General features: G+C 67.5%; 23 protein-coding genes. 10 read left to right on the top strand and 13 right to left on the bottom strand.

From position 1 onward, the window contains the following. Window position 1: 1 nt before the first annotated feature. Together MRBLWO13_RS04410 and MRBLWO13_RS04405 are read right to left on the bottom strand one after the other, a co-directional pair. Entirely contained in the window at window positions 2–2137 is a 2136-nt protein-coding gene (locus MRBLWO13_RS04410; RefSeq protein WP_341976592.1) for an alpha-galactosidase, read from the bottom strand. Beyond that, complete coding sequence (locus MRBLWO13_RS04405; RefSeq protein ID WP_341976591.1) at window positions 2134–3162, bottom strand: LacI family DNA-binding transcriptional regulator; 1029 nt, start codon at window positions 3160–3162, stop codon at window positions 2134–2136. Before MRBLWO13_RS04405 ends, MRBLWO13_RS04410 begins: the two co-directional genes overlap by 4 nt. A gap of 288 nt (window positions 3163–3450) precedes the next feature. On the opposite strand from MRBLWO13_RS04405, the gene MRBLWO13_RS04400 reads away from it, so the two are divergent. The 7 genes from MRBLWO13_RS04400 to MRBLWO13_RS04370 all read left to right on the top strand — a co-directional run bounded on the left by MRBLWO13_RS04400 (window position 3451) and on the right by MRBLWO13_RS04370 (window position 12687). Further along, window positions 3451–4764 carry an extracellular solute-binding protein gene (locus tag MRBLWO13_RS04400; protein ID WP_341976590.1) on the top strand — a complete coding sequence of 438 codons (1314 nt, stop codon included), beginning with the start codon at window positions 3451–3453 and terminating at the stop codon, window positions 4762–4764. Between the two features lie 31 nt (window positions 4765–4795). Then, window positions 4796–5755 carry a sugar ABC transporter permease gene (locus MRBLWO13_RS04395; RefSeq protein ID WP_341976589.1) on the top strand — a complete coding sequence of 320 codons (960 nt, stop codon included), beginning with the start codon at window positions 4796–4798 and terminating at the stop codon, window positions 5753–5755. Further along, on the top strand, window positions 5752–6648 hold the full coding sequence (locus MRBLWO13_RS04390; RefSeq protein ID WP_341976588.1) for a carbohydrate ABC transporter permease: 897 nt from the start codon (window positions 5752–5754) through the stop codon (window positions 6646–6648). Before MRBLWO13_RS04395 ends, MRBLWO13_RS04390 begins: the two co-directional genes overlap by 4 nt. Then, complete coding sequence (locus MRBLWO13_RS04385) at window positions 6645–9113, top strand: glycoside hydrolase family 2 protein (RefSeq protein ID WP_341976587.1); 2469 nt, start codon at window positions 6645–6647, stop codon at window positions 9111–9113. The genes MRBLWO13_RS04390 and MRBLWO13_RS04385 overlap by 4 nt, the downstream gene beginning before the upstream one ends. Before the next feature lie 110 nt (window positions 9114–9223). Further along, a complete protein-coding gene (locus MRBLWO13_RS04380) occupies window positions 9224–10141 on the top strand; it encodes a 1,4-beta-xylanase (protein ID WP_341978276.1) in 918 nt (305 codons plus the stop codon). A gap of 222 nt (window positions 10142–10363) precedes the next feature. Continuing rightward, window positions 10364–11572 carry a cellulase family glycosylhydrolase gene (locus tag MRBLWO13_RS04375; protein ID WP_341976586.1) on the top strand — a complete coding sequence of 403 codons (1209 nt, stop codon included), beginning with the start codon at window positions 10364–10366 and terminating at the stop codon, window positions 11570–11572. Between the two features lie 110 nt (window positions 11573–11682). Next, on the top strand, window positions 11683–12687 hold the full coding sequence (locus tag MRBLWO13_RS04370) for a hypothetical protein (protein ID WP_341976585.1): 1005 nt from the start codon (window positions 11683–11685) through the stop codon (window positions 12685–12687). A 30-nt stretch (window positions 12688–12717) separates the two neighbouring features. On the opposite strand, the gene MRBLWO13_RS04365 is transcribed toward MRBLWO13_RS04370, so the two are convergent. Beyond that, a complete protein-coding gene (locus MRBLWO13_RS04365) occupies window positions 12718–13734 on the bottom strand; it encodes an FAD-dependent oxidoreductase (protein ID WP_341976584.1) in 1017 nt (338 codons plus the stop codon). 127 nt (window positions 13735–13861) lie between these two features. Here MRBLWO13_RS04365 and MRBLWO13_RS04360 point away from each other — a divergent pair, with 127 nt between their 5' ends. After that, window positions 13862–15307 carry a DUF222 domain-containing protein gene (locus MRBLWO13_RS04360; protein WP_341976583.1) on the top strand — a complete coding sequence of 482 codons (1446 nt, stop codon included), beginning with the start codon at window positions 13862–13864 and terminating at the stop codon, window positions 15305–15307. A gap of 196 nt (window positions 15308–15503) precedes the next feature. Here MRBLWO13_RS04360 and manA read toward each other — a convergent pair whose 3' ends face one another. The 9 genes from manA to MRBLWO13_RS04315 all read right to left on the bottom strand — a co-directional run bounded on the left by manA (window position 15504) and on the right by MRBLWO13_RS04315 (window position 24309). Next, entirely contained in the window at window positions 15504–16655 is a 1152-nt protein-coding gene (gene manA, locus MRBLWO13_RS04355) for a mannose-6-phosphate isomerase, class I (RefSeq protein WP_341976582.1), read from the bottom strand. Further along, a complete protein-coding gene (locus MRBLWO13_RS04350) occupies window positions 16652–17596 on the bottom strand; it encodes a BadF/BadG/BcrA/BcrD ATPase family protein (RefSeq protein WP_341976581.1) in 945 nt (314 codons plus the stop codon). The genes manA and MRBLWO13_RS04350 overlap by 4 nt, the downstream gene beginning before the upstream one ends. Window positions 17597–17863: 267 nt before the next feature. Beyond that, window positions 17864–18973: a hypothetical protein gene (locus tag MRBLWO13_RS04345; RefSeq protein ID WP_341976580.1), complete on the bottom strand. Its 1110-nt coding sequence runs from the start codon at window positions 18971–18973 to the stop codon at window positions 17864–17866. Next, on the bottom strand, window positions 18967–19725 hold the full coding sequence (locus MRBLWO13_RS04340) for a hypothetical protein (protein WP_341976579.1): 759 nt from the start codon (window positions 19723–19725) through the stop codon (window positions 18967–18969). Before MRBLWO13_RS04340 ends, MRBLWO13_RS04345 begins: the two co-directional genes overlap by 7 nt. Further along, window positions 19722–20840, bottom strand: a complete 1119-nt coding sequence (locus MRBLWO13_RS04335; RefSeq protein WP_341976578.1) for a VWA domain-containing protein — start codon at window positions 20838–20840, stop codon at window positions 19722–19724. Before MRBLWO13_RS04335 ends, MRBLWO13_RS04340 begins: the two co-directional genes overlap by 4 nt. Further along, complete coding sequence (locus MRBLWO13_RS04330) at window positions 20837–21823, bottom strand: VWA domain-containing protein (RefSeq protein ID WP_341976577.1); 987 nt, start codon at window positions 21821–21823, stop codon at window positions 20837–20839. Before MRBLWO13_RS04330 ends, MRBLWO13_RS04335 begins: the two co-directional genes overlap by 4 nt. Then, window positions 21814–22305 (bottom strand): hypothetical protein, encoded by a 492-nt coding sequence (locus tag MRBLWO13_RS04325; protein ID WP_341976576.1) that lies wholly within the window; start codon window positions 22303–22305, stop codon window positions 21814–21816. Before MRBLWO13_RS04325 ends, MRBLWO13_RS04330 begins: the two co-directional genes overlap by 10 nt. Continuing rightward, window positions 22292–23197, bottom strand: a complete 906-nt coding sequence (locus MRBLWO13_RS04320) for a DUF58 domain-containing protein (protein WP_341976575.1) — start codon at window positions 23195–23197, stop codon at window positions 22292–22294. The genes MRBLWO13_RS04325 and MRBLWO13_RS04320 overlap by 14 nt, the downstream gene beginning before the upstream one ends. An 11-nt stretch (window positions 23198–23208) precedes the next feature. After that, the gene (locus MRBLWO13_RS04315; RefSeq protein WP_341976574.1) at window positions 23209–24309 is read right to left on the bottom strand and encodes an AAA family ATPase; all 1101 of its coding nucleotides are present in this window, start codon (window positions 24307–24309) and stop codon (window positions 23209–23211) included. A gap of 177 nt (window positions 24310–24486) precedes the next feature. Between MRBLWO13_RS04315 and MRBLWO13_RS04310 the strand changes: the two genes are divergently transcribed. Next, window positions 24487–25014 (top strand): PadR family transcriptional regulator, encoded by a 528-nt coding sequence (locus MRBLWO13_RS04310; protein ID WP_341976573.1) that lies wholly within the window; start codon window positions 24487–24489, stop codon window positions 25012–25014. Then, a complete protein-coding gene (locus MRBLWO13_RS04305; protein ID WP_341976572.1) occupies window positions 25011–25790 on the top strand; it encodes an alpha/beta fold hydrolase in 780 nt (259 codons plus the stop codon). The genes MRBLWO13_RS04310 and MRBLWO13_RS04305 overlap by 4 nt, the downstream gene beginning before the upstream one ends. On the opposite strand, the gene MRBLWO13_RS04300 is transcribed toward MRBLWO13_RS04305, so the two are convergent. Further along, a complete protein-coding gene (locus MRBLWO13_RS04300) occupies window positions 25717–26424 on the bottom strand; it encodes a Pr6Pr family membrane protein (RefSeq protein ID WP_341976571.1) in 708 nt (235 codons plus the stop codon). The genes MRBLWO13_RS04305 and MRBLWO13_RS04300 overlap by 74 nt on opposite strands. Between the last annotated feature and the right edge of the window lie 77 nt (window positions 26425–26501).

Genomic DNA, 26501 nt, shown 5'->3' with positions numbered 1-26501 from the left:
CCTAGACCGCTTCTGCGTGCAGCACGAAAGCCTGCACCGGCCACAGCGTCGGCAGCTGGATTCCCACCTCGGTGAGTACGCCGCCCGGGAGTTCGATCCCCTCCCCGGTGAACCATTCCGGAGCGACCCACCCGCAGCGGGCCTCGCCGATCTCCCGGCGCACCCGCACCCGGTAGCGGCGCGTCGGGTCGAGGCCGGCGAACCGCAGGCGCTCGGCTCTGGCGTCTTCCAGGCTCGCGACGGTCGCGACGACGTAGACGGCCGCGGCATCCGTGACGAATCCCGTGACGCGCCACGCCGGATCCCGCAGGTCCGGATGCACGGTGCGGCCGCCGTGGACGATGGGGCGCAGCTCCTTGTAGAGCGCGGCGAAGCGGGAGATGGCCTCCGTCTCCTCCGGTGAGCAGCCGAGGATGTCCCACTCCAGCCCGGACGATCCCATCAGGCTCGTCGCCATCCGGTAGGACAGGGGCGTGACCCGACCGTTGCTGTGCGTCTCTGCCGGTCCGACGTGGGCGCCGACGAGTTCCGGTGGCAGCAGCATCCCGGTCCAGCGCTGGATGTCCTGACGCTCGACCGGATCGTTGGAGTCGCTCGCCCAGACGCGGTCGGCGTGGGCGAGCATACCGAGGTCGGTGCGCGCCCCGCCGGACGAGCACGACTCGATCTCGAGGCCGGGATGTGCGGCCTTCAGCTCATCGAACATGCGATAGACCGCGAGGGTCTGCGCGTGCTCGCCGGGGCGGCCGTCGTGGACGCTGTCGACGAGATCGCGGTTGTGGTCCCATTTGATGAAGTCGATGCCGAGCTCGGCGACGAGGGCGTCGATCTGGCCGTACACGTGCGCGTACGCGCCGGGGTTCGCGAGGTCGAGAACGAACTGCGTGCGCCAGGACAGAGACGGGTCGTGATCGAGATGGCGGGGGTCGTGCAGCAGCCAATCAGGATGCGCCCGCGCGACGTCGGAGTCGAGGCTCACCATTTCGGGTTCGAACCACAGCCCGAACTCCATTCCGAGCTCATGGACGCGCGCGGCCAGCGGGCCGAGTCCATCCGGCCAGACACGGCGGTCCACGATCCAGTCGCCGAGACTCGTGGTGTCGTCGCGTCTGCCGGCGAACCAGCCGTCGTCGAGAACGAACCGCTCCACGCCGACCGCGGCCGCACGCTCGGCGAGCGCGGCGACCTTCTCGGGGTCGTGATCGAAGTACACGGCTTCCCAGGTGTTGAGCACGAACGGCCGGGGAGAGGACGGATGCTGTCGGCGGGCACGCAGAAGGGAGTGGAAGGCGGCTGCGATGCCGTCGAGCCCCTCCTCGGAGTGCGCGAAGAGCACCGAGGGTGCGGCCAGTTCATCACCGGGCGCGAGCACGATCTCTCCCGGGCGCAGGACCTCGCCTCCGCCGAACTGCGTCACCGAGTCGGTGATCCGGTCGATGCGATAGGTGGCGTCCGACGACCAGGCGACGTGGGTGGCCCACAGCCTTCCTTCGTTCCACCGAGGCGCACCCTCCGACGCCACCAGCAGGGTGGGCGAATCGTGGCCGGGGCGTCCGCGCCGCGACTGCCGCACGGTGGATCCGACCGGCATCGCCGTCACGACGGGGCGCTTCTCCCGCGCCCACCGCCCATCGAAGGTGAGCAGGTGGTCCGTGGTCGTCGGCACGGGGAGGATGCTCTCCAGCCAATCCACCTCGACCGACGGCGAGCCGGTGACGCCGATGTGCCGCAGTCGCTGGTCGACGCGCACGCCGCCGCCCGCCTCGATCGCGAGCTCGATCGTCAGCTCCACGCCGCCGGCTTCGTCCCTGGCCGTGAAGGCGCAGCGGTCCGGCGTGGCATCCGTCGAGCTCACCTGCCATCGCGGGTGCAGCAGGACACCTTCGGAACGCAGCTGCAGGCCGGGTCGGCCGCTCCATGCGTCGGCCTCCTGCGGAGAGAGCGATACCTGCCACGGCGCGTCGAGTGTGCGGGGCACGCTCTGGCGCGATAGCGCTGCCCGGAGGGCGTCATCGTGACCTTCGAGTCCGGTGCGGAGCGGCGCTCCCCAGTGCAGCACGCTGGGAAGGCCGACCGTCGAGAGGTCGATGATGACGGACGTACCGTGAGATTCGAGGTGCACGAGCGGAGCGGTCAACGGGATTCTCCTTCGACGATGGGGGGACGTTCGCCCGAACCGCGCTCGATCAGCCAGGTCGGCAGCTCGATCTGGCTCGTGAACCCGGTCGGCTCGGCCATGCGTGCGATGGCGAGCTTCGCGGCCTGACGGCCGAGCTCGACGGGATCATATGACACCACGGTGACGCCGAGCACGTCGGCCGTGTCGAAGTCGTCGAAGCCGATGAGCGCTGGTTCTGCCCGGTCGGGTCGTGCACGCAGAGCACGTAGGGCGCCGACCGTCATCCGGTTGTTGCCGGTGATGATCGCGGTCGGAGGATCGGATTCGTCGAGGAGCGCGCCGACGATCTCCTCGCCGCCGATCGCACGGTCATCGACCAGCCGCTCGAGTGCGGCGGTGTCGTGCACGCCGTACGCGGCCATGGCCTCGCGATAGCCGCGCAGTCGCTCGGCCTGGGTGTAGACATCGGCCGGATTGCAGACGTACGCGATCTTCCGATGACCTCGCTCGAGCAGCTTCACGGTCGCGCCATGGGCGCCACGTCGGTTCTCCAGCACGATCGAGTCGGCGACGAGATTGCGGGCGGGGCGATCGAGCGCGATGACCGGCGTGCCCAGTTGCCGCTCTCCTTCGAGATACGACTGGTCGTCGGCCACCGGAATGAGCAGGAGAGCGCCGATGCGCTGGGCGAGCAGGGCGTCGGCCACCCGTTCCTCGCCATCAGGGGTGTCATCGGTCGTCGCGACGATCAGGGCGTGGCCGCTGCTGCGCAGCTCTTCCTCGATGCCGGAGGCCACCTTGTAATAGAAGGGGTTGCCGAGATCGCCCATGATGAAGCCGATCGCGTTCGTGGCGCCTCCGCGGCGAAGGCTGCGTGCCAGCGTGTTCGGGCGGAAGCGCAGCCGTTTCGCGGCGCTGAGCACGCGCTCGACGGTCTCGGGCGAGACCAACTCACGATCGGCGTAGACGCGGGAGACGGTCTTCGAACTGACCCCGGCGAGGCGGGCGACGTCGTCAAGTGTCGCCCTGGGCTGCACTGCCATCTTCTGCTCCTTCGCGACACCGATCGGCAGGGAGAGCCTAGCAAACACCCCTGACCGTGTCTATCGAAGGACATTTATGAGACATTAGTTCATTCTCCGTCGATGAGGCATCCCAAGAAAGCCCAGTTCAAAGCGATTTAGACCGGCCAAAATTGCAAAGAAATGATGCTAGACAGCGCTGACATTTAGTTGCAGATCGCGTGCTCAGCGGCCTAATCTGTCCCGAGCAGCCCCACCGCACACCGGGGCGGCCCCAGTTCAAGGGTGAACCTGACAAGGAGTCCTCACATGGCAAAGAAGACAGTGGTGGCAGCAGCAGCGCTCGCCGTGGCGGCGATCGCATTGAGCGGGTGCTCGGCAGGCGCGTCGAGCAATCCCGACAACACGATCGACGGCGAGGTGAAGGGAGACGTCAAGGTCGTGACCTGGCGCACCGACCTCGTCGAAGACGGCACGTTCGAGGCGTACGCCGAGGAGTTCAACAAGGAGTACCCCGACGTGAAGCTCACGTTCGAGGGCATCACCGACTACGAGGGGGAGATGAAGACGCGTCTCTCCACGAAGAACTACGGCGACGTGATCGGCATCCCGACCATGCAGCCCAGTCAGTTCGAGCAGTTCCTCGAGCCGCTCGGCGAGACGAGCGAATTCGCAGAGACCTACCGGTTCCTGAACACGCACACCTACGACGGCACCCAGTACGGCCTCGCCATCGGCGGGAACGCGCAGGGCGTGCTCTACAACAAGAAGGTCTTCGAAGCGGCCGGAGTCGCCGAACTCCCCAAGACGCCCGACGAGTTCCTCGACGCTCTGAAGAAGGTCAAGGACGGCACCGACGCGATTCCGCTGTACACCAACTACAAGGACGGATGGCCGCTGTCGCAGGCGTTCAGCAACCTCGGCTCCATCACGAACGACCCCGACGCCGGCATCCACATGGCCAAGGACGACGCTCCGTGGACGGAGGGCACCGACATCTACGCGATCGACTCCCTCCTCTACGACGCCGTCGAGGCCGGACTCACCGAGCCCGACCCGCTGACGACCAACTGGGAGCAGTCCAAGATCGACATCGGCACCGGCAAGATCGCTGCGATGACGCTCGGCTCGTGGGCGATCTCGCAGATGCAGGCTGCTGCGGAGGACAACGGGGCGTCAGCCGACGACATCGGCTACATGGCATTCCCCACGAGCGTCGACGGCACGCAGTACTCCATCATCGGCGGCGACTACAACCTCGGTGTCAGCAAGCACTCGAAGAACAAGGCGGCCGCCTGGGCGTTCATCCAGTGGCTCATCGAGGACTCGGGCTTCACCGAGACCCAGGGCATGATCTCGACCGTCACCGAGAAGGAGCTCCCGGCCAACCTGGGCGACTTCACCGTGGAGAAGGTCGAGCTCATGGAGACCAACCCGGCACCGGCCGGCGAGGAGAGCCTGCTCAGCGACGTGTCCAACGACTCCCAGATCGACCTGTGGGGTCAGATCTACCGGCAGAAGCTCGTCGACGTTGCACGCGGCGCTGCCGACGGCGACAAGGAGAGCTACTTCGCCGAGCTCAACGAGCGCTGGGCGACCTCGGTCGAAACCCTCGCCGGCTGACGGACTGAATCGACGCGACGGAGAGTGTGACATGGCGATAACGACACCGGAGACGGTCGTCGGCAGCGCACCGGAGGGCCGCATCGAGCGGCCCTCCGGCCCCGCTTCGAGCCGGGCAGCGCGCGGAAAGATGATGCGGCGGCTCACGCCGTACCTGTTCATCGCCGTGGCCGTCGGCCTGCTGGTGCTGCTGACCTATTGGCCCGCTGTGAACCTGATCTGGTACAGCTTCACCGACTGGGACGGGCTCGATCTCGAGAAGAACTTCATCGGGTTCGACAACTACGTCCAGGTGTTCACCGACCCGCGCATCCTCCAGGTGTTCGGGGTCAGCCTGTACTACTTCGCCGCCTCGTTCGTGCAGATGGGCCTCGCTCTCTACTTCGCCACGATCCTCAGCTTCTCGACACGATTCCAGAACCTCTTCCGCGGAATCCTGTTCTTCCCCTACCTGATCAACGGCGTCGCGATCGGCTTCGTCTTCCTCTACCTCTTCCAGCCGGGCGGCACGCTCGACACGATGCTGTCGTGGTTCGGCGTCGCCGAGCCCCCGCAGTGGCTGGGCGACCCCGACATCGCGAACTGGTCGCTCGCGGGCACCAGCGTCTGGCGCTACATGGGCATGAACTTCGTGCTGTTCCTCGGTGCGATCCAATCGCTGCCCAGCGAACTGTACGAGGCGGCGGAGCTCGACGGTGCGAGCAAATGGCAGCAGTTCTGGGCGATCGTGTTCCCCGGCATCCGCCGTGTGATCGGGCTCTCGTTCATCCTCGCGGTCGCCGGCTCCCTCAGCGTCTTCGAGATCCCGTTCATCATGACCGGCGGCGCGAACGGCACTTCGACCTTCGTGATCCAGACGATCCAGTCCGCATTCAACTTCCGCCAGGTCGGTCTCGCTTCCGCGATGGCCGTGGTCCTGCTCCTCATCGTGCTGGCGGTCACCTGGATCCAGCGCAGGCTCTTCCCCGACGAGAAGGTGGATCTGACATGACCGCCACGACCACGAACCCCGCCGTCAATCCGCGGGGTCGCACTCGCCGCGGACCCGACCTGGTCGCCATCCGCGCACGAGGCATCTCCGCGAGCACGGCGAAGTACCTCAGCCTGATCATCGCCGCGTTGTGCACACTGCTGCCTCTGGTCTCCGTGGTGTTCGCCAGCCTCAAGACGGCGCAGGAGTACGGCGCCACGGGCGCGCTCGAACCGCCGCAGAACTGGTTCAACTTCGACAACTTCGTCACGGCGTTCACCCGGGGCGACATGTTCATGGGCTTCGTGAACACGCTGATCGTGCTCGGGGTGTCCCTGGTCGGCACGATCATCCTGGGCACCATGACGGCGTATGCGCTCGACCGATTCGAGTTCCGTGGGCGCAAGCTCGTGATGGGCCTGTTCCTGGTGGCGACGCTCATTCCGAGCGTGACGAGTCAGGTGGCGACCTTCCAGGTGATCAACGGCCTGGGGCTCTACGACACCAAGGCCGCGCTGATCCTGCTCTTCATGGGCACCGACATCATCGCGATCTACCTGTTCATCCAGTTCATGGCGTCGATCCCCGTCTCGCTCGACGAGGCGGCGATGATCGACGGCGCGAACAGGTGGACGATCTACTGGCGCATCATCCTGCCGCTGCTCAAGCCGGCGATCGCCACCGTCGTGATCATCAAGGGCATCGCGGTGTACAACGAGTTCTACTCACCGTTCCTCTATCTCCCCTCAGAAGATCTCATCTCGACCTCCTTGTTCCGGTTCAAGGGCCCGTTCGGCTCGCAATGGGAGATCATCTCCGCCGGCGCACTCATCGTCATCGTCCCGACCCTCATCGCGTTCCTCCTCCTGCAGCGGTGGATCTACAAGGGCCTCACCTCCGGAGCAGTCAAATGACCCTCGACATCCCCGCCACGCTCATCGCCCCGGTCCGCCGGGACCTGCACTCCGGATGGAGCCTGACCGCCGCATCCGGGCCGGTGCCCGAGACGTTCGCGCTCCCCGATGCCGTGCCGGCCGCGGTGCCGGGCTGCGTGCACACCGACCTGCTCACCGCCGGCCTCATCCCCGACCCGTACCTCGATGACAACGAGGCGCTCCTCGCCTGGATCGGGCTGGTCGACTGGACATACGCGACGAGCTTCGAGTGGGTACCCGATGCTCACGAGCGGCACGACCTGGTGTTCGACGGCCTCGACACCGTGGCGACGGTCCGCCTGAACGGGCAGGTCGTGCTCGAGTCGGCGAACCAGCACCGCTCCTTCCGCGTCGACGTGCGCGCGCTGCTGGTCGAGGGCGCGAACACGCTCGAGGTCGCCTTCCGCTCGCCGATCCGGTACGCGAATGCGCAGAGTCTCGAGCTCGGCGCCCGCCCCCGCCCGTATCCGCTGCCGTACGAGGCGATCCGCAAGTCCGCGTCGAACTTCGGTTGGGACTGGGGCATCGCGACCTACACCTCCGGCATCTGGCGCCCGGTGCGCCTGGAATCCTGGTCTGTCGCGCGCATCGCGGAGGCCCGGTTCGCGGCCGCTCCCACGTCAGCCGGAGGTCGGGTCGACATCGACATCGACATCGAGCGGGCGGATGCGGCCACCACGCCGCTCACGGTCGTGGCGTCGCTCGGCGGATCGAGTGTCTCGGCGCAGGTCGTCGGTGACACGGCCTCGGTCGCGGTCGAGGCCGCCGACGTCGAGCGCTGGTGGCCGGTCGGTCACGGCGATCAGCCGCTGTACGAGGCATCCGTCTCGCTTCGCAGCGACGACGGCGTGCGCGATGAAACGACCCGACGGGTCGGCTTCCGCACGGTCGAATGGAACACGACGCCGGATGCCGAGGGCACCCCGTTCACACTGGTCGTGAATGGCCGACCGATCTTCGTGAAGGGCGTCAACTGGATTCCCGACGACGCGCTGCCCGTGCGGGTCGATCGCGCTCGGTACGAGCGCAGACTGCGTCAGGCTGTCGCCGCGAACCTCAACCTCGTGCGGGTGTGGGGCGGCGGCATCTATGAATCCGAGGACTTCTACGAACTCTGCGACGAGCTGGGACTGCTGACCTGGCAGGACTTCCTGTTCGCCTGCGCGGCGTACCCGGAGGAAGAGCCGCTGCGCAGCGAGATCGAGGCGGAGGCACGCCAGCAGATCCCGCGGCTCGCGGTGCACCCCTCGCTGGTGCTGCTCACCGGCAACAACGAGAACCTGTGGGGGTTCGAGGACTGGGGGTGGAAGACCTCTCTCGACGGCAAGACCTGGGGCGCGTACTACTACCACGAGCTCTTCCCGAACCTCGTCGCTGAACTCGCCCCGCACGTGCCGTACAGTCCCGGCAGCCCGTTCAGCCCTGGCGGAGAGCATCCGAATGCCGAGACGCACGGCACCATGCACCTCTGGGAGCAGTGGAATCGCCTCGACTACCCGACCTACCGCGACCAGCGCCCGAGATTCGTGGCCGAGTTCGGCTGGCAGGGGCCGCCGGCGTGGTCGACCCTGGTGCGCTCCGTCAGTGACGCACCGCTCACTCCCGAATCGCCGGGCATGATCGTGCATCAGAAGGCGATGGAGGGCAACGTCAAGCTGACCCACGGGTTGCTCCCGCACTTCCGGATGCCCGCCGACATGGAGAGCTGGCACTGGGCCATGCAGCTGAATCAGGCGAACGCGGTGCGCTTCGCCCTGGAGCACTTCCGCTCGTGGGCGCCGCACACGATGGGTGCCGTCGTCTGGCAGCTCAACGACTGCTGGCCGGTCACGTCGTGGGCCGCGATCGACGGCGATGAGCGCTTGAAGCCCCTCTGGCATGCGCTCAAGATCGCGTTCGCGCCGCGGGTGGTCTCGGTGCAGCCGCGAGGCGAGCGGCTCGCTGCCGTGCTGAGCAATGACACGGCTGACGAGTGGTCGGGAACGTTGTCGGTGCGGCGGCTGACGTTCGACGGCGCCGCACTGGCGAGCGTCGACGTGCCGTTCGCCGTCGAGGCGTGGGGCGCGGTGACGATCGCTCTCGACGCCGCGGTGACGACGCCGTCGGATGCCGCCGCCGAGGTATTGGTGGTCGATGCCGGTGAGCGCGGGTTCTGGTTCTACGCCGAGCCGCGCGACTCGGCGCTCGTCGCGGCTTCGCTGTCGTTCCAGACGACACCGGTCGAGGGCGGCACCGAGGTGCGGGTGAGCGCTGCCACCCTGGTGCGTGATCTCTCGCTGCTCGTCGACAAGGTCGATCCGGCGGCCTACACCGAGCAGGGACTCGTGACGCTGCTGCCCGGCGAGACGGCGACGTTCCTGGTGCGGCATCCCGCCGAGGCCCGCGCCGACGAGTTCACGTCCGAGCGCGTGGTCCGGACCGCGAATGAGCTGGTCGCTCGATGAATGCCGATCCCCGTTCGTTGAGCGACACTTCGACTCGCTGGCGCTCGCTCAGCACAGGTCTCCGCGTGACGAAACGCGCTGACGAGGCCCTCGCGCCCTACGTCGCGGGGATGACGTGGGGATGGACCGGCATCCGCGGCACGTGGGCCGCTCCCGCAGCATCCGCATCGATGGCGGCGATGGTGGACCACGGAGTGAACTGGACCGCCATCGCGTACGCGGTCGAACAGGCCACGGCGCAGTCGACCGAGATGCCCTGGGACCAGGCTCCCACCGTCACCGAGAAGGAGATCGTCGGTGCCATTCGCGAAGCCAAGGTGCGCGGGCTGAAGGTGTGCTTGAAGCCGGTCGTGAACGTCAGCGACGGCACCTGGCGCGCCTACATCGGGTTCTTCGACTGGGATGTCCCCGGTGAGCCGAGTTGGAGCGCCTGGTTCGCCTCGTACACGGAGGTCATCCTGCACGCGGCCAGGATCGCCGAGGCCGAGGGCTGCGAGATGCTCTGCATCGGCTGCGAGATGGTGCGGGCAGACGCCCGTGAGAGCGAGTGGCGGGCACTGATCGCGGCCGTGCGCGAGGTGTACTCCGGCATCGTCACCTACAACTGCGACAAGTACCAGGAGGACCACGTCACGTGGTGGGATGCCGTCGACGTGATCACCTCGAGCGGGTACTACCCGATCGACAGCTGGGAGGCCGAGCTCGACCGCATCGAATCGGTCGTCGCGGCATCCGGCAAGCCGTTCTTCTTCATGGAGGCCGGCTGCCCGTCGCGCGTCGGCTCACCGGAGAAGCCGAACGACTGGAACCTCGTCGGCGCTCCCTCGGGCGAAGAGCAATTGCGCTACTACCGGGCCATGTTCGACGCGTGCGATGCGCGGCCATGGATGCGCGGTTTCATGCTGTGGGACTGGCCGCCCGCGCTCTATGCGCAGGGTGATGCCGACGCCAATGACGACTACTGCCCCTACGGCAAGCCCGCTGGCCGGTACCTGCGCGAGAGGTACCTGGCCAAGACACGTCGCTGACCGCATCCCGCCCCGTCCGCCCTGTCCCGCCCCCTGACGCGAGGTCGAAAAGACATCGCAGAACGCCGAACGGGATGCGTTTCTGACCCCGCACCACACCGGAGCGGCGTCTGTCGACCTCGTCAGCCCCCCGCTGACCGGGCTGCGGCTGCCTCATCACGCGGCCGCAGTTGCTGCACCCCACAACGCGAGCACCGACGCTCGCAGCGAAGGAGATCAATGATGAAACGCCTGTTCGCACTGCTGATCGGCGCGGTGATCGCGCTCGCAGCGCTGTGCACCGCCCCCGCCGCGGCCACCGCTGCAACCACCGGATTCTCGGTGAGCGGCGGCCGCATTCTCGACGCCAACGGCACGGAGTTCGTCCCGCAGGGGATCAATCACGCGCACGTCTGGTATCCGAGCCAGACCGGCTCGTTCGCGGCGATCCGCGCCGCGGGAGCCAATTCCGTTCGCGTCGTCATCAGTGGCGGCCGGTACGGAACCACATCGGCCGCGGAGGTGACCAGCGTCATCTCCCAGTGCAAGGAGAACCAGCTCGTCTGCATCTTGGAGAACCACGACACCACCGGCTACGGAGAGGATGCCGCCGCCGGAACGCTCGCCGCGGCGGCGCAGTACTGGACCAGCGTCAAGCAGGCGCTGATCGGCCAGGAGAAGTACGTGATGATCAACCTCGGCAATGAGCCCTTCGGCAACGCGGGCTATCAGAACTGGACGTCGGCGACGATCTCGGCGATCCAGACGCTGCGCACGGCCGGTCTCACGCACATGCTCATCGCCGATGCCCCGAACTGGGGTCAGGACTGGTCGTTCACGATGCGCGACAACGCGGCGACGGTCGCCGCGGCCGACGGCAACACGGTGTTCAGCGTGCACATGTACGGCGTCTTCGACACCGCGGCCGAGGTGCGCGCGTACATCGACTCGTTCCGCAGCCGCGGGCTGCCCCTCATGGTCGGCGAGTTCGGCATCGATCACTCCGACGGCAACCCCGACGAGGCGACCATCATGAGTTACACCCGCAGCACGGGCATCGGAATGCTCGGGTGGTCGTGGTCGGGCAACAGCGGCGGGGTCGAGTACCTCGACATGGCGAACGGCTTCAACGCATCGTCGCTGACACCATGGGGCGAGCGCTTCATCAACGGCGCCGACGGCTTGAAGGCGCGCTCGCCGCAGGTCGCCAGTGTTTTCGGCACGGGTGGTGGCACGGGTGGTGGCACCGCTCCGAACGGCTACCCGTACTGCGTGAGCGCAGCATCCGACCCGGATGGTGACGGCTGGGGCTGGGAGAACTCGCGTTCCTGCGTCGTGCGCGCAAGCGGGGGCACGGCTCCGAACGGGTACCCGTACTGCGTGAGCGCAGCATCCGACCCGGATGGTGACGGCTGGGGCTGGGAGAACTCGCGTTCCTGCGTGGTGAGGTAGACGATCTGGGGATGCCCGCGGGATACGTTCCGCGGGCATCCCCGTCGGCTGGAGAACCTGCAAGGCAGATACCGGCTGTGCATCCCACCCTCTTATGTCACGATCAAGAGGTGAGTCCGAACGCTGACGATCCTCAAATCGGTTCGCTCGATGTCGATTCCGAGGCGCTCCTCGGCACCGGTGAGAGCCTTGTATCGCTGCTCGAAGCGCTCGGCGTGGAGTTCGCAGACGGTTCCCGTGACGACGTGCCCGCTGACGGATGGCGTGTGCTCCGCCGGCAGGATTCTGGCGGTGTGGTGATAGGTGCGCCCGCGGGTGCCTCGGCGGCAACCTGGCGTGTGGCGCAGATCGGCGTCGACCAGTTCGGGGCACCAGGTCCCCCCGTGAGCGTCTACCCCGAATCGCTCCCGGTCCGTCGAAGCCGGGCGGAGCGTGCGCGGGGACTCGTTCTCCGGTGGGCGCCGCTCAGCCAGGACGAAGCAGCCAACGGCGTGTTCGTGATCGACATCGTGAACACGGGCGAGGCGAGATGGAGGCCGGACGGCGATCCCTTCCTCGTCATCGGCACCATCAAGGGACCTGGAATCGCAGACACGGGGACGAGCTTCGGTTACTTCGGCGGGCAGAACCCGGCCGTTCCGCTGGACCCGGGAGAATACGCGCGAGTCCACGTCAGCATCGACGAGTCGCAATGGCGACCGCTTCAAACTGGTCGCTATGAACTGCACGCGATGCTCGCGATGCTGCCCGTCGTGACGACCACACCCCTGCCGCTCGAGCTCACTCAGGAACAGATCGATCAGCACAGAACGCGATTCCATTCGCGCGCCCGCACGCCGGCTGAAGAAGTCGAGGACCTCCGCCAGAACCACCGTCGCCAGAAGGCGCTCGTCGAGAGTGCCGGTGTGCTCGAAGAGATCGCACGTCTCGTCACGAACGCGGCCACCGTCGATGAGGCCACGGCTGCGGTGGAACTCCTGCTGCACGCAGACGCGGAGGCGGCTACCGCTGTCGTCCACACGCCCCTGATGCAATTCACGACGGACGCCATCCGACGGACGCGGGACAACGTCCTTCGGATCGAACGGAGGCTGGCGGCGCGCGAGAGCGGATGAGTGGAGGGCCTGCGCACCACCGAGGATTGATCAGGTGGGTCGGTAGCGAGCCAACTCGTCTCGGGCGGTCCGCGTCAAAATCTCCTCGGCCACCGCATCTCCGATGACGGAGGCGAGCGTGATACCGGGATGCGCCACGGCGACGTACACGCCGGGTGTTCCGGAATAGCCGACTCTTGGCTCGCCGTCCGTGGTCATCGGGCGCCACCCGATCTCCGCGCTCAGCAGGGTCGCTTCCTGTGCGCCTGTGAACGACTCCCCGAACAGACGGCGCGCGTCCTCGCCAGCCTGCATCAGCTCTTCCGTCGAAGACTCCTTGTTGTAGTCGAGTGGCATGAGCACGGTCCCGTCGACGTCCTGGCGCGCTTCGAACAGGTCGTTGGCGACGATGCCCCGGACGATGCCCGAAGAAGCTCGCAGTCTCACCATGATGGCGGGGCTCGATACCATCGGCAGGTCCAGCCCGGCTGTCGCGCAGAGGGCCGATGACCCGATGCCTGCAGCCACGACCACGGTTGCGGCGTTCAGCTTCTCCGAGGCAAGCTCGATACCGTCGACGACGCCATCTCGAGAGCTGACCAGTCGAGTGACGGGAGTGCCGAACCGCACAGATGCCCCATTCGCCTGCGCGGCACTGATCAACGCCTCAGTGGCGCGGGTGGGATTCAGCCACCCGTCGTCCGGACGAAACTCCGAGAGCGCCGGCGGTGCCGTCAGGTGGGGCTCGCGCATCGCCGCCTGGCCATCCCGGGTTGCCGCACTGGCGAAATGGTCGCCCCAGACGAGGGCGCCTGACCAATGGACATCGAGACCGGGAACTTCTCGTGCGAGGCGTTCCCAATGAAGACGACCGAGCGCGCGCAATTCCCCTGCAGCGCTGAGATCGCTGGGCGCGCGGCCGATCCAGCCGAAGGAATGTCTCGTTGCGCCGGCGCCCGGCAGGCCTGCATCGACGAGGGTGACATCCGCGCCGCGGGCGGCAAGGTGATAGGTGATCGATGCGCCCAGGATTCCAGCGCCGATCACGATCATTGGGGGCGTCGACATGGTTTTCAGCGTAGTTGCGACCCTGCCGCCGCGCGTCTTCGCCGGGGTTCGTGATCGCTCAAAATCCTTCTCTCATCAGCCTGAAAGCGAGGTCGGAATGTCGGTGGCCCCGTGTTGAATGGGAGGTATGAACAGCCCAGACGAAGTCCTGGAAGAGGTCGTCTCCGACCTCTTCGGGCTGCTGCGCGCGGACTCCATCGCGGGGCTGTCGGATGCCGAGAAGCTAGCCGTTCTCCGCAGAGCCGGCGAGGCGCTGCGGCTCCTGGAAGCGGTGGTCGTGGAGACGGTGTCGTCGGTCGAACCCGGGTTCGAAGACGCTTTCGGATGCCGCAGCATGAACGAGCTTCTTCAGCGTGCGCTCCTCACGGATGCCTCAGGAGCGAGCCGCGTCGTGAAGGCTGCAAGGGCGGTGGAGCGCGAGATCAGCCTTGTGTCCGGTGAGCGTCTGCCAGCTCGGTGGCCCGCGCTGCGCGATGCGATGCTGGACGGCGGAATCGGTGTCGCGGGGTTGCTGGCCGCGACCAGGGCACTCGATCAGGCAGCAGACCGGATCGGGGTAGAGGACAGGCTTCGCGCCGACACGCACCTCGCCGGGTACGCCCGGGGTTTCAGCGCAGAAGCGTCTGACGCGGGTTCCGAACCACAGGACCTGGCACCGCCGGCCACACCTGACGATCTCCGGCAGGCCTCACAATACCTTGCGATGGTGCTCGACCCCGATGGGGCCGAGCCCACCGACCGCGACGCCCAGCACCAGAGGTATCTGACCATCGGTCGTATCCGCAACGGGGTGCACCCGCTCCGCGGGAACATCCTTCCCGATACCGCCGCGCAACTGCAATTGATCATGGACGCGCAGAACAATCCGAAGGTGGGCGGGGCACCCGCACCTGGTGTCGCGTTCCGGCCCACCGAGGAGGCGCTCGGCGACGACGCCGACGAGGACCCGTTCAACGCCGATCCGCGGAACGTCATCGACCCCCGTACGGCCGGGCAGAAGCGTCACGACGCGCTCGCCGCAGCGCTCGGGATCGCCGCTCGCCACCACGACATGCCGACGCTGGCCGGTGCTGCCCCGACACTCGTCGTGCACGTCGACGCCAAGGACTACGCCGCCGGCACCGGATGGGCCACCATCCCCGGCGCCGACACCTCCGTTCCGCTCAGCGTCGCCGCACACACGGGTTGCACCGGCACCATCCAGCGGGTGCTGTTCGACGAAGGCCGCATCATCGGGATCACCGTGACCGACCGGGTCTTCACCGTCCATCAGCGCCGCGCGATCATCGCCCGCGACAAGGAGTGCCTCATCCCCGGATGCCACGTGTCCGCGTCCTGGTGCGAGATCCACCACGTGACCGAACACGCCCGCGGTGGCCCGACGCACACCGACAACGGCGTCCCGTTGTGCTGGTGGCATCACCGATCTCTCGACCACTCCGGGTGGGAGATCCGCATGGCGAACGGTGTGCCCCAGATCCGTGGGCCCGCGTGGTGGGACCCCGACCGGGCGTGGCGCACCCCGCGCTCCACACGGACGCCGCTCCGAGTCTCAGCGATGACATCTCGGTGATCTCGTCGCGGCGCGTGACCGACCGCGGATGTCATGCGCGGCGGTCGTCGAGCGACGCGGTTGATTGACTCGTCGCAGTGTCGTCGCAGCGTCGCAGCGTCGCAGCGTCTCAACGGCTCTGACGGTTCGGCGCGGGTGCTTGGCCCGGCGCTCGCTCCCAGGTATCCGAATCGAGCACCGCCGCAGGTGCCCGGCCTCAGGCCCCGGTCGCGAGGAACAGCCGCCCTGCACCCTCGACGCGGATCGCCGTACTCCGCGCGATGAACACGGCTCGACCACGCGGAACCTCGATGTGCTCCCCTTCGGATTCGAGGGTGAAGGAACCATCCGTCACCAGCGCGATGCCCGGACCGGGGATGCTGATCTCACCGGAACCCTCGCTCGCATAGAGCTCGAACCCGGGATTGCCCTCATTTCCACCGGGGTGGAACAGGCGCACGCCGTCACCCCGTTCCTCCGGAACGAGCCGTGGGTCGCCGCCCTCGCGGGCATCCAGCACCCGCCCGAGCTCCTCGGTGTCGATGTGTTTCGGCGTGAGACCGCCGCGCAGAACATTGTCGCTCGGGCCCATCAACTCGATCCCCGCGCCGAGCAGGTACGCGTGGATGTTGCCCGCGGGCAGCCAGAGCGCCTCACCGGCCCGCAGCGTCACGTGCTGCAGCATCAGCGCGCCGAGGATGCCCGGGTCGCCAGGGTGAGCCGTGGCGATGGGGGTGAGCACGGTGAACCGGGCGTCGTGCGCACCGGCGGAAACCGCAGCCGATACCAGCGGCGGGATCGCATCGTCACCGGAGAGCAGCCAGAGGAACGCGCGGCGGATGCCGTCTTCCCCGGCGAGCAGGTCGCGCCAGGTCTGCAGCCCCGGCAGTTCGTCCGATGCGGTCAGCGCGGCCAGTGCGTCAAGATCCGCCTGCACGTCGACCACCGCGCGGAATCCGCACAACGCCTCGAAGCCATCGTGCAATGCCACGATCAGTTCCGGCTTGGCGTGCGGGTCGCGGTAGTTGCGATGCGCGGCATCCCGCGGGATGCCGAGTTCGTTCTCCCGCGCGAAGCCCTCCTGGGCCTGCGCGGTGCTGGGATGCGCCTGCAGCGACAGCGGCTCGGCCGCGCACAGGATCTTCAGCAGGAACGGCAGGCGGCCACCACTGGCCCGCTCCCACTCGTCGAGCGCCGGCCATGGCGCATCCCCGACGAAGACGCTCGGGGCCGACGGGTGCGCGCCGAGCCAGAGCTCGGCCTCGCGGTTCCCATGCCCTGCGGTGCCGCGCACGCGCGCGACTCCGTCGATCTGGCCCCAGGCGTAGTCGCGGGGCGTGTTGTCGATCTCCCAGAACAGTGCGCTCATGCGGCCACCTCGCTCGACGTTCGAACCGCCTGTGCCAACTGCTGGCGCAGCGGATGCCGCGGCGCGAGGTCTGCGAGCGCGGCTGCCCCGTCGAGCCCGGTGCCCAGCGGCGGCACGAAGCGCACCTCCGGGCGCACGGCGCGCACATTCACTTCGAAAGCCTCGCGGATGAGATCCGACTGCAGCACGCCTCCGATGGCGCCGACCGGAGCATCCGCGGGAGCATCCGTCGACCGCAGCGCTGACGTGACCGAGAGCGCCAGCTCCTCCGCGGCGGCGCGGCAGATCGCCAGGGCCACCGCGTCGCCGTTCGCCGCGAGCTCGGCAGTCGGCGCCGCGAACGAGGCCACGAGCCGCACCCGATCGGGAGCCGCCTGCAACTGGGTGTACGCCGCCTCCAGGTCGGGCCAGCGCTCCTGCACCACGGCGGTGAGAGCGGTCGCGGCCCCACGCCCGTCATGCGCGCGCATCACCGCATCCAGAGCTTCGCGTCCGATCCAGTACCCACTGCCGGCGTCGCCCATGATGTTGCCCCAGCCGTCCACGCGGACAGCCGACCGAGGGCCGACGCCGAGCGTCACCACACCGGTGCCGACGGCGAGAACCGCTCCGTGCCGATCGCCGAGGACGCCGAGGAACGAGGTCACCGAGTCGTGGGCGACGATCACCCGCTGCACGCCGGCGAGTCCAGGCCGACGGATCAGCCCTTCGGCTTCCGCGTGGACGTCGGTCACGCCGGAGACACCGATCGCCAGTGTCGCGGGGGCATCGCCCGCGACGTGCGCGATCCGCTCGGCGATGTCGGCCAGCTGCGGCAGCAGCGGGCGATCGGTCAGCACCCCGGGGAGCAGGTCGTCACGGGAGGTCCCGTCGTCCCAGCGCAGACGCACCTTGGTGCCGGTCTGCCCCGCATCCATCGCGAGAAGGTCGAGCGCGCTCATCGGAGTGCGGCCCGCTGGTGAGGGGAGTGCGGCATCGGCGTGATTCTCTCGTCTGCGGCCCCGAACGGCATCGGGGCAGGCGGCTGATCGAATGACAGCGTAAGACAACCGGGGCCTCGGCGCGAGCCGGATCGGCGCCCGTTGTCCGAAGTTGTCTCGGGCATCAGATGCCTGTGAATCAGCGGGATTCCGAGGCCGGACGCGCCCTCTCGGGTGGTTCAGAAGTGCGGGATGTCCGACCGAATGTCCATCGACGACATTCGGCGATCAGAACCCGGGATACTCGCCGAGCTTCTTCTCGAACTCCGCACGATCGGACTCGCTGAGCAGTTGACTGGCCAGGACGGCGATCTGCAATCCCTCGAGCGGCTCGCCGGTGCGGGTGTTCTGAGCCTCACGGGTCTTCAGGAAGTCTCCGGTGGAGTCGTTCGAGAGGTCATAGACATTCGCGTAGAACCGCAGCGGCTCCGGATAGTTCTCGGTGTAGTACTCCCAGGTGTGCTGCGTCCGCGGGTCGTCGGTGCCGTAGAGCTTCGCGAGCATCGAAGGCTCGAGACCCGAGGACGGGTCGTTGAACGAGTACAGCTCCCACAGCCCGTGCGCGGTGACGACCTCGTTGATGACGGCCATCACCTCGAGCTTCTCGTCGTAGTCCTGGATCGGCTCGTTCGTCGCCCAGCCGGGCGAGGTGAACTCGACCAGCATGGATTCGCCACCGTAACCGTTGCGTTCGGGACGGAGATCCTCGGCACCCGCCTCGACCCAGGTGTACCCGAACTCCTCACTGAGGCGCTCGCGGATGTCGGTGAGGAGGCTCTCAGACGCGGCGCGCACCTCTTCCAGCGAGGACTGACCGAGGATGTCCCCCGGGTCGGTGTCCTTGATCCCCGGGTACGCCTCCTCGTGCTTCTGCTCGTCGGACTTCATTCCGTCGTAGTTGCCGGAGGCGGAGGTCTGCACCGCACTCATCGCGCCGACGGTCGCGACATTCAGCACCAGCGTGATCGCCAGCGCGACGGCACCCAGCATCCGTCCCCTGGTCGTCACCAGCGCGGCGATGATGACGGCCACGACGACGAGCTGCAGCGCGAGCATCGTCACGCCGTACAGCAGGTCGGTGCCACCGGCGACGAGGGTGCCGAGCAGGATGAGCGCGAAGAGGATGCCACTGACCAGGGCGATCCAGCCGAGGGCGCTCGACGGCTGCGTGGTGGACTCGGCGGTCACCACCGTCGGCTGCGCGGGTGTCGCAGGGAGAGGCCATGACGGAGACTGCGCTCGCCGCGCACCGGCATAGCCGCCGGGCGGAGGCAGCGGCGGAGCACCCTCGGTACCCGCCACGTACCGGGCGCGCTGCTTCTCGTGATCCGTCACCATGGCTTGTCCGTTCCCGATCCCCCGGGGTCGTCGCCGTTCTGCTGCTGGTCGCGCTCCTCGGTGCCCTGCTCCAGTTTCTCCTGCAGATCCTCGAGTTTCTCCTCCGAGGGCTGCGGTTCCGGTTGCTGCTCCTCGGGCTGCTCCTGCGCCTCGGGTGACTGCTGCTCCTGCTGCTTCTGCTGCAGACGATCCTTGAGCTGCTCGAGAGACTCGCTCATGTCGCGGTTCGGGTCGGGCGACTGGTTCTGCGCGTCCTCGCTGTTGCACTCCTCCGGAGTCTCCAGCGTCACCGTCAGCGCCTCGCCGTAGAACTCGGCCGCCGAGACACCGTCGCCCTCCGCTCGGGCCGCGTCGCCTCTCCGCTCGACGACCAGCGCCAGGTTGATGCGGACCGCGCACACTTCGAGGCCCTGCGCGAGTCGGAGTGCCTCCTCGAGCTTCACCTGCGCCTGCGGCAACTGTTCGGCGGCGCCGAGCGCGGTCCCGACGTTGTACGGACCCTTGTACGGCTCGAACCAGTTCAGGAACTCCTGGCCGCGGGCAGCGGACTCCGACGACGAATAGTCGCCGACCACATAGGAGGTGATCGACTGGTGCGCGAATGCGTACATGCTCAGCAGCTTGCCGACGAACAGCAGCGCGGCGAGCGTGAGCGGGAGGGTGCCGATCGCGATCCAGAACCGGATGCGCCGGCGCCGGCGATTCGATGCCAGGAGGGCGGATGCCGCCTCGGCGTGGGAGGTCCCGGTCATGAGGCACCTCCCTCATTCGGCGTCGACGCTGGAGAGGCGCGTTTCGTCTCCTCGCTGCGCTCGTCGCTCAACGACCGGGGGGTGGACTCGCTGGTCGTCGAGCGAGCGGAGCGAGACGAAACGCCCGCATCTGACGTCGACGCCGGCGCGCCCTGCTGCCGGAGCCGGGCGATCAGCATCGTCGCGCGTGCCAACTCGAAGCCGAGGAGGGCGACGACGGCAAGGGCGGCGATCCAGTACAGCTCGATGACGTTGCCGACCGAGCCGGACTCGGAGTAGCTGGTCGTGGTCGTCGGTGCCTCTGGCAGCTCCGGCTCGGCATCCGCCGTGCGGTGCTGGTACTCGAGCCCCAGTTCGCCGGCGAGGGTCTGCAGGGTCTGCTCGTCGATGACCGACATCGCGGGCTCGCCCTGGTACTCGATGTACTCCGCGTCGCCGTCGCCGACCGAACCGGTGGTCAATCTCATCGGTCCGCCCTCGGTGGTGCCGTAGCCGAAGACCATGCCGGCATCGGCATACTTCGCGCTGGACCGGAAGGATTCGGGAGAGGAGTTGGCCGTCTGCTCGCCGTCGCCGAAGTAGAACACCATCCGCGACCGGTCGGACGCGCGTTCGGATGCCCCCTTCAGCGTGTCGGCGAGGAGCCGATTGGCGATGCCGATCGAGCTGCCGCGGGACTGACTGGTAACCTCCGGCCGGAGAACCTCCAGCGACGAGATGAGCGCCGTGGTGTCGGTGGTCAACGGCAACCGCAGCTGCGCCGACGCATCGAAGGTGATCAGGGCGAAGCGCGCACCGGGGTACTCGTCGACGATCGCCTGGATGTCGTCGCGCACGCCGTCCAGGCGCGGCTCTTCGCCATTCCAGTCCTCGGCGACGATGCTCGCCGTGGTGTCGACGACCAGCACGATGTCGGTGTCGGTGGCGAGAGTCTGGGTCGCGCCGCCCGGGATCCCTGGGCGCAGGAACATCACGAAGCAGGCGAGCAGCAGCACGAGACGCAGCGCCCAGAGAGCCTTGTCCTTGGAACGCACCATGGCCATCACCGCGACAGCGGCGACAGGGGCGCACAGCAGCAGGAGCAGCAGCGGATGCAGAACAGGCTGGAAGATCACAGTCGCACCCTCCACAGCATCACGATGAACGACAGCGCAGCGATCATGAGCACCACGATCCAGAGGTTCGGGGTGTCGGTCCACACCACCTGGGCCTGACCGCGCAGCTCGGTCGCCTCCTGCTCCTGCACCTGAGCGACGATGTCGGCGACGGTCGTCGTGTCGCGCAGCCCGTACGCGGTGCCGCCCGTCATCTCGGCGGCCTCCGTCAATTGAGCGCTGACTTCGGCATCCTTTCCCTGCACCGGATTCAGGCCGAAGACCCGCACGCCTTTCGACTTGGCGTACGCAGCCGCTTCTTCGAGGGTGACGATGGAAGCTCCGTTCACCTCGTTATCGGTGGCCAGGATGACCGAGCGCGAGCGCTCCTGGTCGGGGTGGTCGAAGCCCAGCGCGCACGCGGCGAGGCCGTCGCCGATGAGGGAAGCTCCGGCACCGTTGAGCGTGCCGACCCAGTGCTCCGGCACTTCGTCGATGTAGTCGAAGCTCTCGCGGATGTCTGCGAGGTGATCACGGATGAAGTCGTAGTCGTCGGTGAGGGGGAAGATCTGCACCGGCGAGCTGTTGAAGATCGTGAGTCCGATGCGCTCGCCCTCGAAGTCCGCGAGCAGCTCTTCGAAGACGGAGAGCACCTCGACGTCGACCTCGCTCATCGAGCCGGAGACGTCGAGGCAGAGCATGATGTCGCGGCTGGTGTTCACGGGCTGGATCGTCTGCGACGACATGGGGCGCGCGGCCACGACCCCGGCGGCGACCGTTGCGATCGTGCCGAGGATCAGGATCCCCGAGAGCGCGAGCACGCGGCGGCGGAGCGCCTGCCGATAGGTCGGCAGCGCGCGCAGTCGCTCCGCGCGGGCGATCCGGGCCGTCTCCTCGGTGCCACCACGCGAACCGCGGCGCAGGCCGAGCACGAGTCCGATCGCGATGGCCACGACGATGACCGCGATCGCGACGATGGTCATCCAGAAGTTCGCTAGTGCCATGTGCGCACCACCGTCCGTGCCGCCTCGGCGCCGGCGAGGGGATCGATTGCCGGGCCCTGGCGGAAGATGCTCGGGTAGTAGTGCCGGCCCATCGCGTCGATGAGTGCGGGGTGCACGCCGCGGGCGATGAGGTCGTCGAGGGCGAGCACCGGTGCTTCGAGGCCGCTGTACTCGTTCACGAAGGTGCGCACCACTCGACTGAGTTCGAGATTCGCGTGCCGCGCCGACAGGCGTCCCTCGCGATAGTCGGTCTCGATCCGCTGGATGCGATCGAAGTACTCGACGCGCAGCTGGGAGAGGACGTCGACCGTCAGCAGCGGAGGAGTATCGGTGGCCCCGGCGATCGTGACGCTGCGGCGCGGCCGAGTGAGGAAGATCACCAGCCAGGCGGCGAGAACCAGCAGCGCGAGGACGCCGATCGCGAGCAGCATCCATCCCCAGCCGTACTGGCCGGGAGGGTAGAACTCGTCAGAGCCGGGCATTGGCACCCCGCACGGATCCTGATCGCGATGCCAGCAGCCGCAGCAACTGCGGCACGGCGTCGTCCTGCCCGTCCAGGGAGGCATGGCTGATCTCGAGACGTTTCAGCACCTCAACCAGGCGCGCAGCATCCGCCTCGCTCTGCGCGGTGAGCTCCCGCACGATGTCGAGGTCGCCCTGCACGAAGTCGGGAACCTCCCAACGGCTGTCCACATCGGAACGTATGCGTCCGGTGGCATGGTCGAGAACCGGGTCGGCGTCACGGAGCGTGAGCCACAGCACGTCGTGCTGCACGCGCATCCGGCGAAGCGTGCGCTCCGTCTCATCCGTGATCGGTGCTTCGTCCGTCACTACGACCACGATCATCCGCCGGGAGATCGTGCGGGTCACGAACGAGAGCAGGTCGTCTCGGGCGCTGGGTGCCGCGCTCTCGCGGATCGCGGTGTCGATCGTGCGCAGGGCATGTTCGAGTGCACCCTCGCTGCGCCCGGGAGCGCGCCGCCGTACCCCACCGGCATCGCCGTAGACCACGGTGAAGTCGTCGCCATGTCGGAGGGCCAGCACGCCCAGGGCGCCGGTCGCGATGATGGCGAGGTCCTTCATGGGTTTCTCGTCATATGCCAACGCCTGCATGGAACGGCCGGTGTCCACGATGAACAGCACCGTGTGCATCCGCAACGCTCGATGACGCTTCACCAGGGGCGTGCCCTGCTTGGCCGTCGCCCGCCAGTCGATGTCGCGCACCTGATCGCCGTACTCGTACTTGCGCAGATCCTCGAAGTCGAGGCTGCGGCCGTGCAGCAGCGACGCATAGGCGCCGTCCAACGCATGCATCGACTTGCGCGAGGAGTGGATGAAGAGCTTGCTCTTCACCTGGGTGATCAGGCTGGCCATGGGTCTCAGGGTCAGGGGGTCGGTACGGCCGCGAAGATCTGGTCGATGATCTCCTCGCTGCGGATGCCTTCGGCGTCGGCCTCGAAGGTGAGGAGTACGCGGTGCCGGAGGATGAGGTGCCGCAGCTCCCTGATGTCCTCGGGGAGCACGTGTGCACGGCCGTTCAACAGAGCAAGAGCGCGGGACGCCTGCAGGAACGCGATGCTCGCGCGGGGGCTGGCGCCGTACTTGATGTAGCGGGCGCGCTCTTCGCCGATGTACGGCGCGGGGTTCCTGGTGACGTACGCGATCGACACGATGTAGTTGCGGATCGCCGGATCGACGTAGATGCGGCTGGCGACATCCTGCAGCAGGTGCACATCGTCGAGGGTGACGGCGCTCGTCACATGCCGCTCGGGGTCGAGCACGCCGGAGTCGATGCGGGTGAGGATCTCGAGCTCGTCAGCCGGGCTCGGGTACTCGACGATCTCCTTGAGCAGGAAACGGTCCATCTGCGCCTCGGGCAGCTCGTACGTGCCCTCTTGCTCGATCGGGTTCTGCGTGGCGATCACGAGGAACGGCTTGGGCAGGTGGTGCACCTCACCGCCGATGGTGGTCTGGTGCTCCTGCATCGCTTCGAGCATCGCGCTCTGCGTCTTCGCGCTGGAGCGGTTGATCTCATCGAGCAGCACGAAGTTCGCGTGCACGGGGCCGAGGACCGTGCGGAACGACCCGGTGGCGGCGTCGTAGATCTGGTTTCCGGTGATGTCGCTGGGCAGCAGGTCCGGTGTGCACTGGATGCGCTTGAACTGTGCCTTCACGGTGTCGGCGAGGGTGCTCGCGGCTGTCGTCTTGGCAAGCCCGGGGACGCTCTCGAGCAGGATGTGGCCGCCGGCGATGAGAGCGACGAGCAAGCTCATCCGCAGACGTTCCTGACCCACCATCTTCGCCGAGTACGCGTCGGAGATGATTTTGAGGATGTCGCCGGCACGCGCGATCTCAGAGTCCGTGGGGGCTGCCTTGGCTCCCGCAGCGACCGAGGGGGCGGGAGTCGGCGGTGCCGGTGGCGCCGGTGGCGCGGGCGGAGGCGGAGGAGCGGAGGCCGCACCTGCTGCGGGGTATGGATCGATCATGATTTGTCTCCTCGCTGACGCAGGGGAGGCGCGATGCAGTCATCTCCCCCAGACAGACAGCGTAACCGCTGGCGTTTGTGCGAGAACCATCCGACCGTGGGCACAAATCCCCATCTGCGAGGGGCTGACGAGCCACTTAATACTTGCATTGTCCTATATATGTGTAATCCTATAAACATGCAGCTCCGTCATGCCATCCTCGGGCTCCTCGATCTCGCCCCGCAGAGCGGGTACGACCTCGGTCGCGCCTTCGAGCGCTCCGTCGCGCACTTCTGGCACGCCGACCAATCGCAGATCTATCGCACGCTCGACCGCCTCGAGGCGGACGGGGCGATCACCACCCGTACGATTCCGCAGCAGGGCAGGCCCGATCGTCGGGTGCACGCGCTGACAGAGACGGGGAGAGCAGAGCTGGCGGGATGGCTTCGCGCTCCGCTGGAGGACCTGCAGCCCAAGGAGCCGTTCCTCGCGCGGCTCTTCTTCGCCGCCCCTCTCGGCGTCGACGGCATCCTCGCGCTCCTCGATGAACGAGAGACGATGGTGCGCGCCGGACTCGATCAGCTGCGAGCGCTGCCCCGGCCGAGCGGCGATCTCGAAGCCCTGCTCCGTGTCGCGACGCTCGACTCGGGACTGCAGCAGGGAGAGGCAGAGCTCGACTGGCTCCGCTCGACCCGGCGGATGCTGGAAGCGCAGGTGGCCCGATGAACGCCGAGTACCCGATCGAGCACGGGCCGCGGTCGGGGGAGTCGATCATCCTGCTGCACGGCGGGAACGTCGGCAGCTGGATGTGGGAGCCGCAGGTCGAGGCCCTCAGAGGCCGGCATCTGATCACCCCCGACGTGATCGGCTTCGACACGCGCGCCGCGGAGCGCTGGCCAGGACTCGGCGGGGCGGCCGACGACATCGCGGCGATCATCCGTGAGCGCGCCGTCGGCGGACGCGCGCACGTCGTCGGACTCTCGATGGGCGGAGTGATCGGCGTGCATCTTGCGGCCCGTCACCCTGACGTCGTGCGCTCCTGCATGGTGACCGGGGCGATGATGCTCGGCCTCGGCGGGATCGAGCGTCGCGTCGCCGAACTGCAGCTGGCCGTCTGGGAACGGCGTTGGTTCTGGCGGATGCAGGCCGCGATGTTCCGCATTCCGGCGGACTCCCGAGAGCGGTTCATCGCGGCAGGGACCGGCGTGAGCAAGGAGACGGCGCACGGCATGTACGGCGAGGTCTTCGCCGGATCGATGCCGGCGGGGAGGTTCGACTACACCGGGCCGATGCTCGCGATCGCCGGGGAACGGGAGCCGAAGAGTGTGCGGGCGGCGTTCCCCGCACTCGCGGCGGCGATGCCGCAGACGCGCACCTGGATCGCTCCGCGGATGCCGCACGTCTGGAGCATCCAGGACCCGGAGCTGTTCACCCGGACGATCGTGGATTTCGTCGATCGCGACGTCGTCCCACCCACACCACGAAGCAGGCGACGGCGATGATGGCTGCCGCGATGCCGACGACGTAGCCGCTGACACCCAGGTACCCTCCCGGGACGGAGTGCGGATTCAGGAACGGATACGGATACCACCAGACTTCTCCCGTCGCCGGAGCGACGATGAGGTTCGCGCGGACGAGTGTGTACACGACCCAAACGATCGGATAGATCGCGGCGACGAGCACCGTGCTCCAGCCGACCATGCGGCGCCGCGGCGCGAACAGCACATCGGCGAGCAGGAACAGCGGGATGACGACGTGCAGCACCTCGTTCGCCCAGACGACGGTCACGCCCTGGGGCAGTTCCACATTCCTGAGCAGCAGGTTGTAGACGATGCCGGTCACGATCATGTACGTGCTCACACAGACGAGCAGCACCGCGAACCACTGCGGCTCGGAATCCGTGTCGCCTCGATGGCGCAGCGCCCAGATGCCGCCGATGGCCAGCACGATCGCCGCCAGGAGGTTCGACTCGATCGTGAAGAAACTGAGGAAGTTCGTGCCGACGGTGAGCAGATGCCCACCCCAGTCGGTCGTTGCAGCGAGGGCGTTCTGAAGTGAGCGGGACAGCTGCGCGATGATCGCGGCGAGTGCGAGTGCGGATGCTGCGAATCGTGCGTAGGGCCACCAGGTCGTCATGTTTCCTCCGCGCGTCAGAATACCGACCGCTCTGCCGAGCCGCGCGGCTTCGGCGGGTTGGAGGCCGGGGGCAGGGC

This window comes from Microbacterium sp. LWO13-1.2 (assembly GCF_038397725.1).
Taxonomy (GTDB): domain Bacteria; phylum Actinomycetota; class Actinomycetes; order Actinomycetales; family Microbacteriaceae; genus Microbacterium.
This window is presented reverse-complemented; position numbering and strand designations above follow the sequence as displayed.

Excerpts from the sequence above, each read along its gene's own strand:
- MRBLWO13_RS04405 (WP_341976591.1), bottom strand. The coding sequence starts at position 3,162 with ATGGCAGTGCAGCCCAGGGCGACACTTGACGACGTCGCCCGCCTCGCC.
- MRBLWO13_RS04400 (WP_341976590.1), top strand. The coding sequence starts at position 3,451 with ATGGCAAAGAAGACAGTGGTGGCAGCAGCAGCGCTCGCCGTGGCGGCG.
- MRBLWO13_RS04395 (WP_341976589.1), top strand. The coding sequence starts at position 4,796 with ATGGCGATAACGACACCGGAGACGGTCGTCGGCAGCGCACCGGAGGGC.
- MRBLWO13_RS04390 (WP_341976588.1), top strand. The coding sequence starts at position 5,752 with ATGACCGCCACGACCACGAACCCCGCCGTCAATCCGCGGGGTCGCACT.
- MRBLWO13_RS04385 (WP_341976587.1), top strand. The coding sequence starts at position 6,645 with ATGACCCTCGACATCCCCGCCACGCTCATCGCCCCGGTCCGCCGGGAC.
- MRBLWO13_RS04380 (WP_341978276.1), top strand. The coding sequence starts at position 9,224 with ATGACGTGGGGATGGACCGGCATCCGCGGCACGTGGGCCGCTCCCGCA.
- MRBLWO13_RS04375 (WP_341976586.1), top strand. The coding sequence starts at position 10,364 with ATGAAACGCCTGTTCGCACTGCTGATCGGCGCGGTGATCGCGCTCGCA.
- MRBLWO13_RS04365 (WP_341976584.1), bottom strand. The coding sequence starts at position 13,734 with ATGTCGACGCCCCCAATGATCGTGATCGGCGCTGGAATCCTGGGCGCA.
- MRBLWO13_RS04360 (WP_341976583.1), top strand. The coding sequence starts at position 13,862 with ATGAACAGCCCAGACGAAGTCCTGGAAGAGGTCGTCTCCGACCTCTTC.
- manA (WP_341976582.1), bottom strand. The coding sequence starts at position 16,655 with ATGAGCGCACTGTTCTGGGAGATCGACAACACGCCCCGCGACTACGCC.
- MRBLWO13_RS04350 (WP_341976581.1), bottom strand. The coding sequence starts at position 17,596 with ATGAGCGCGCTCGACCTTCTCGCGATGGATGCGGGGCAGACCGGCACC.
- MRBLWO13_RS04345 (WP_341976580.1), bottom strand. The coding sequence starts at position 18,973 with ATGGTGACGGATCACGAGAAGCAGCGCGCCCGGTACGTGGCGGGTACC.
- MRBLWO13_RS04340 (WP_341976579.1), bottom strand. The coding sequence starts at position 19,725 with ATGACCGGGACCTCCCACGCCGAGGCGGCATCCGCCCTCCTGGCATCG.
- MRBLWO13_RS04330 (WP_341976577.1), bottom strand. The coding sequence starts at position 21,823 with ATGGCACTAGCGAACTTCTGGATGACCATCGTCGCGATCGCGGTCATC.
- MRBLWO13_RS04325 (WP_341976576.1), bottom strand. The coding sequence starts at position 22,305 with ATGCCCGGCTCTGACGAGTTCTACCCTCCCGGCCAGTACGGCTGGGGA.
- MRBLWO13_RS04320 (WP_341976575.1), bottom strand. The coding sequence starts at position 23,197 with ATGGCCAGCCTGATCACCCAGGTGAAGAGCAAGCTCTTCATCCACTCC.
- MRBLWO13_RS04315 (WP_341976574.1), bottom strand. The coding sequence starts at position 24,309 with ATGATCGATCCATACCCCGCAGCAGGTGCGGCCTCCGCTCCTCCGCCT.
- MRBLWO13_RS04310 (WP_341976573.1), top strand. The coding sequence starts at position 24,487 with ATGCAGCTCCGTCATGCCATCCTCGGGCTCCTCGATCTCGCCCCGCAG.
- MRBLWO13_RS04305 (WP_341976572.1), top strand. The coding sequence starts at position 25,011 with ATGAACGCCGAGTACCCGATCGAGCACGGGCCGCGGTCGGGGGAGTCG.
- MRBLWO13_RS04300 (WP_341976571.1), bottom strand. The coding sequence starts at position 26,424 with ATGACGACCTGGTGGCCCTACGCACGATTCGCAGCATCCGCACTCGCA.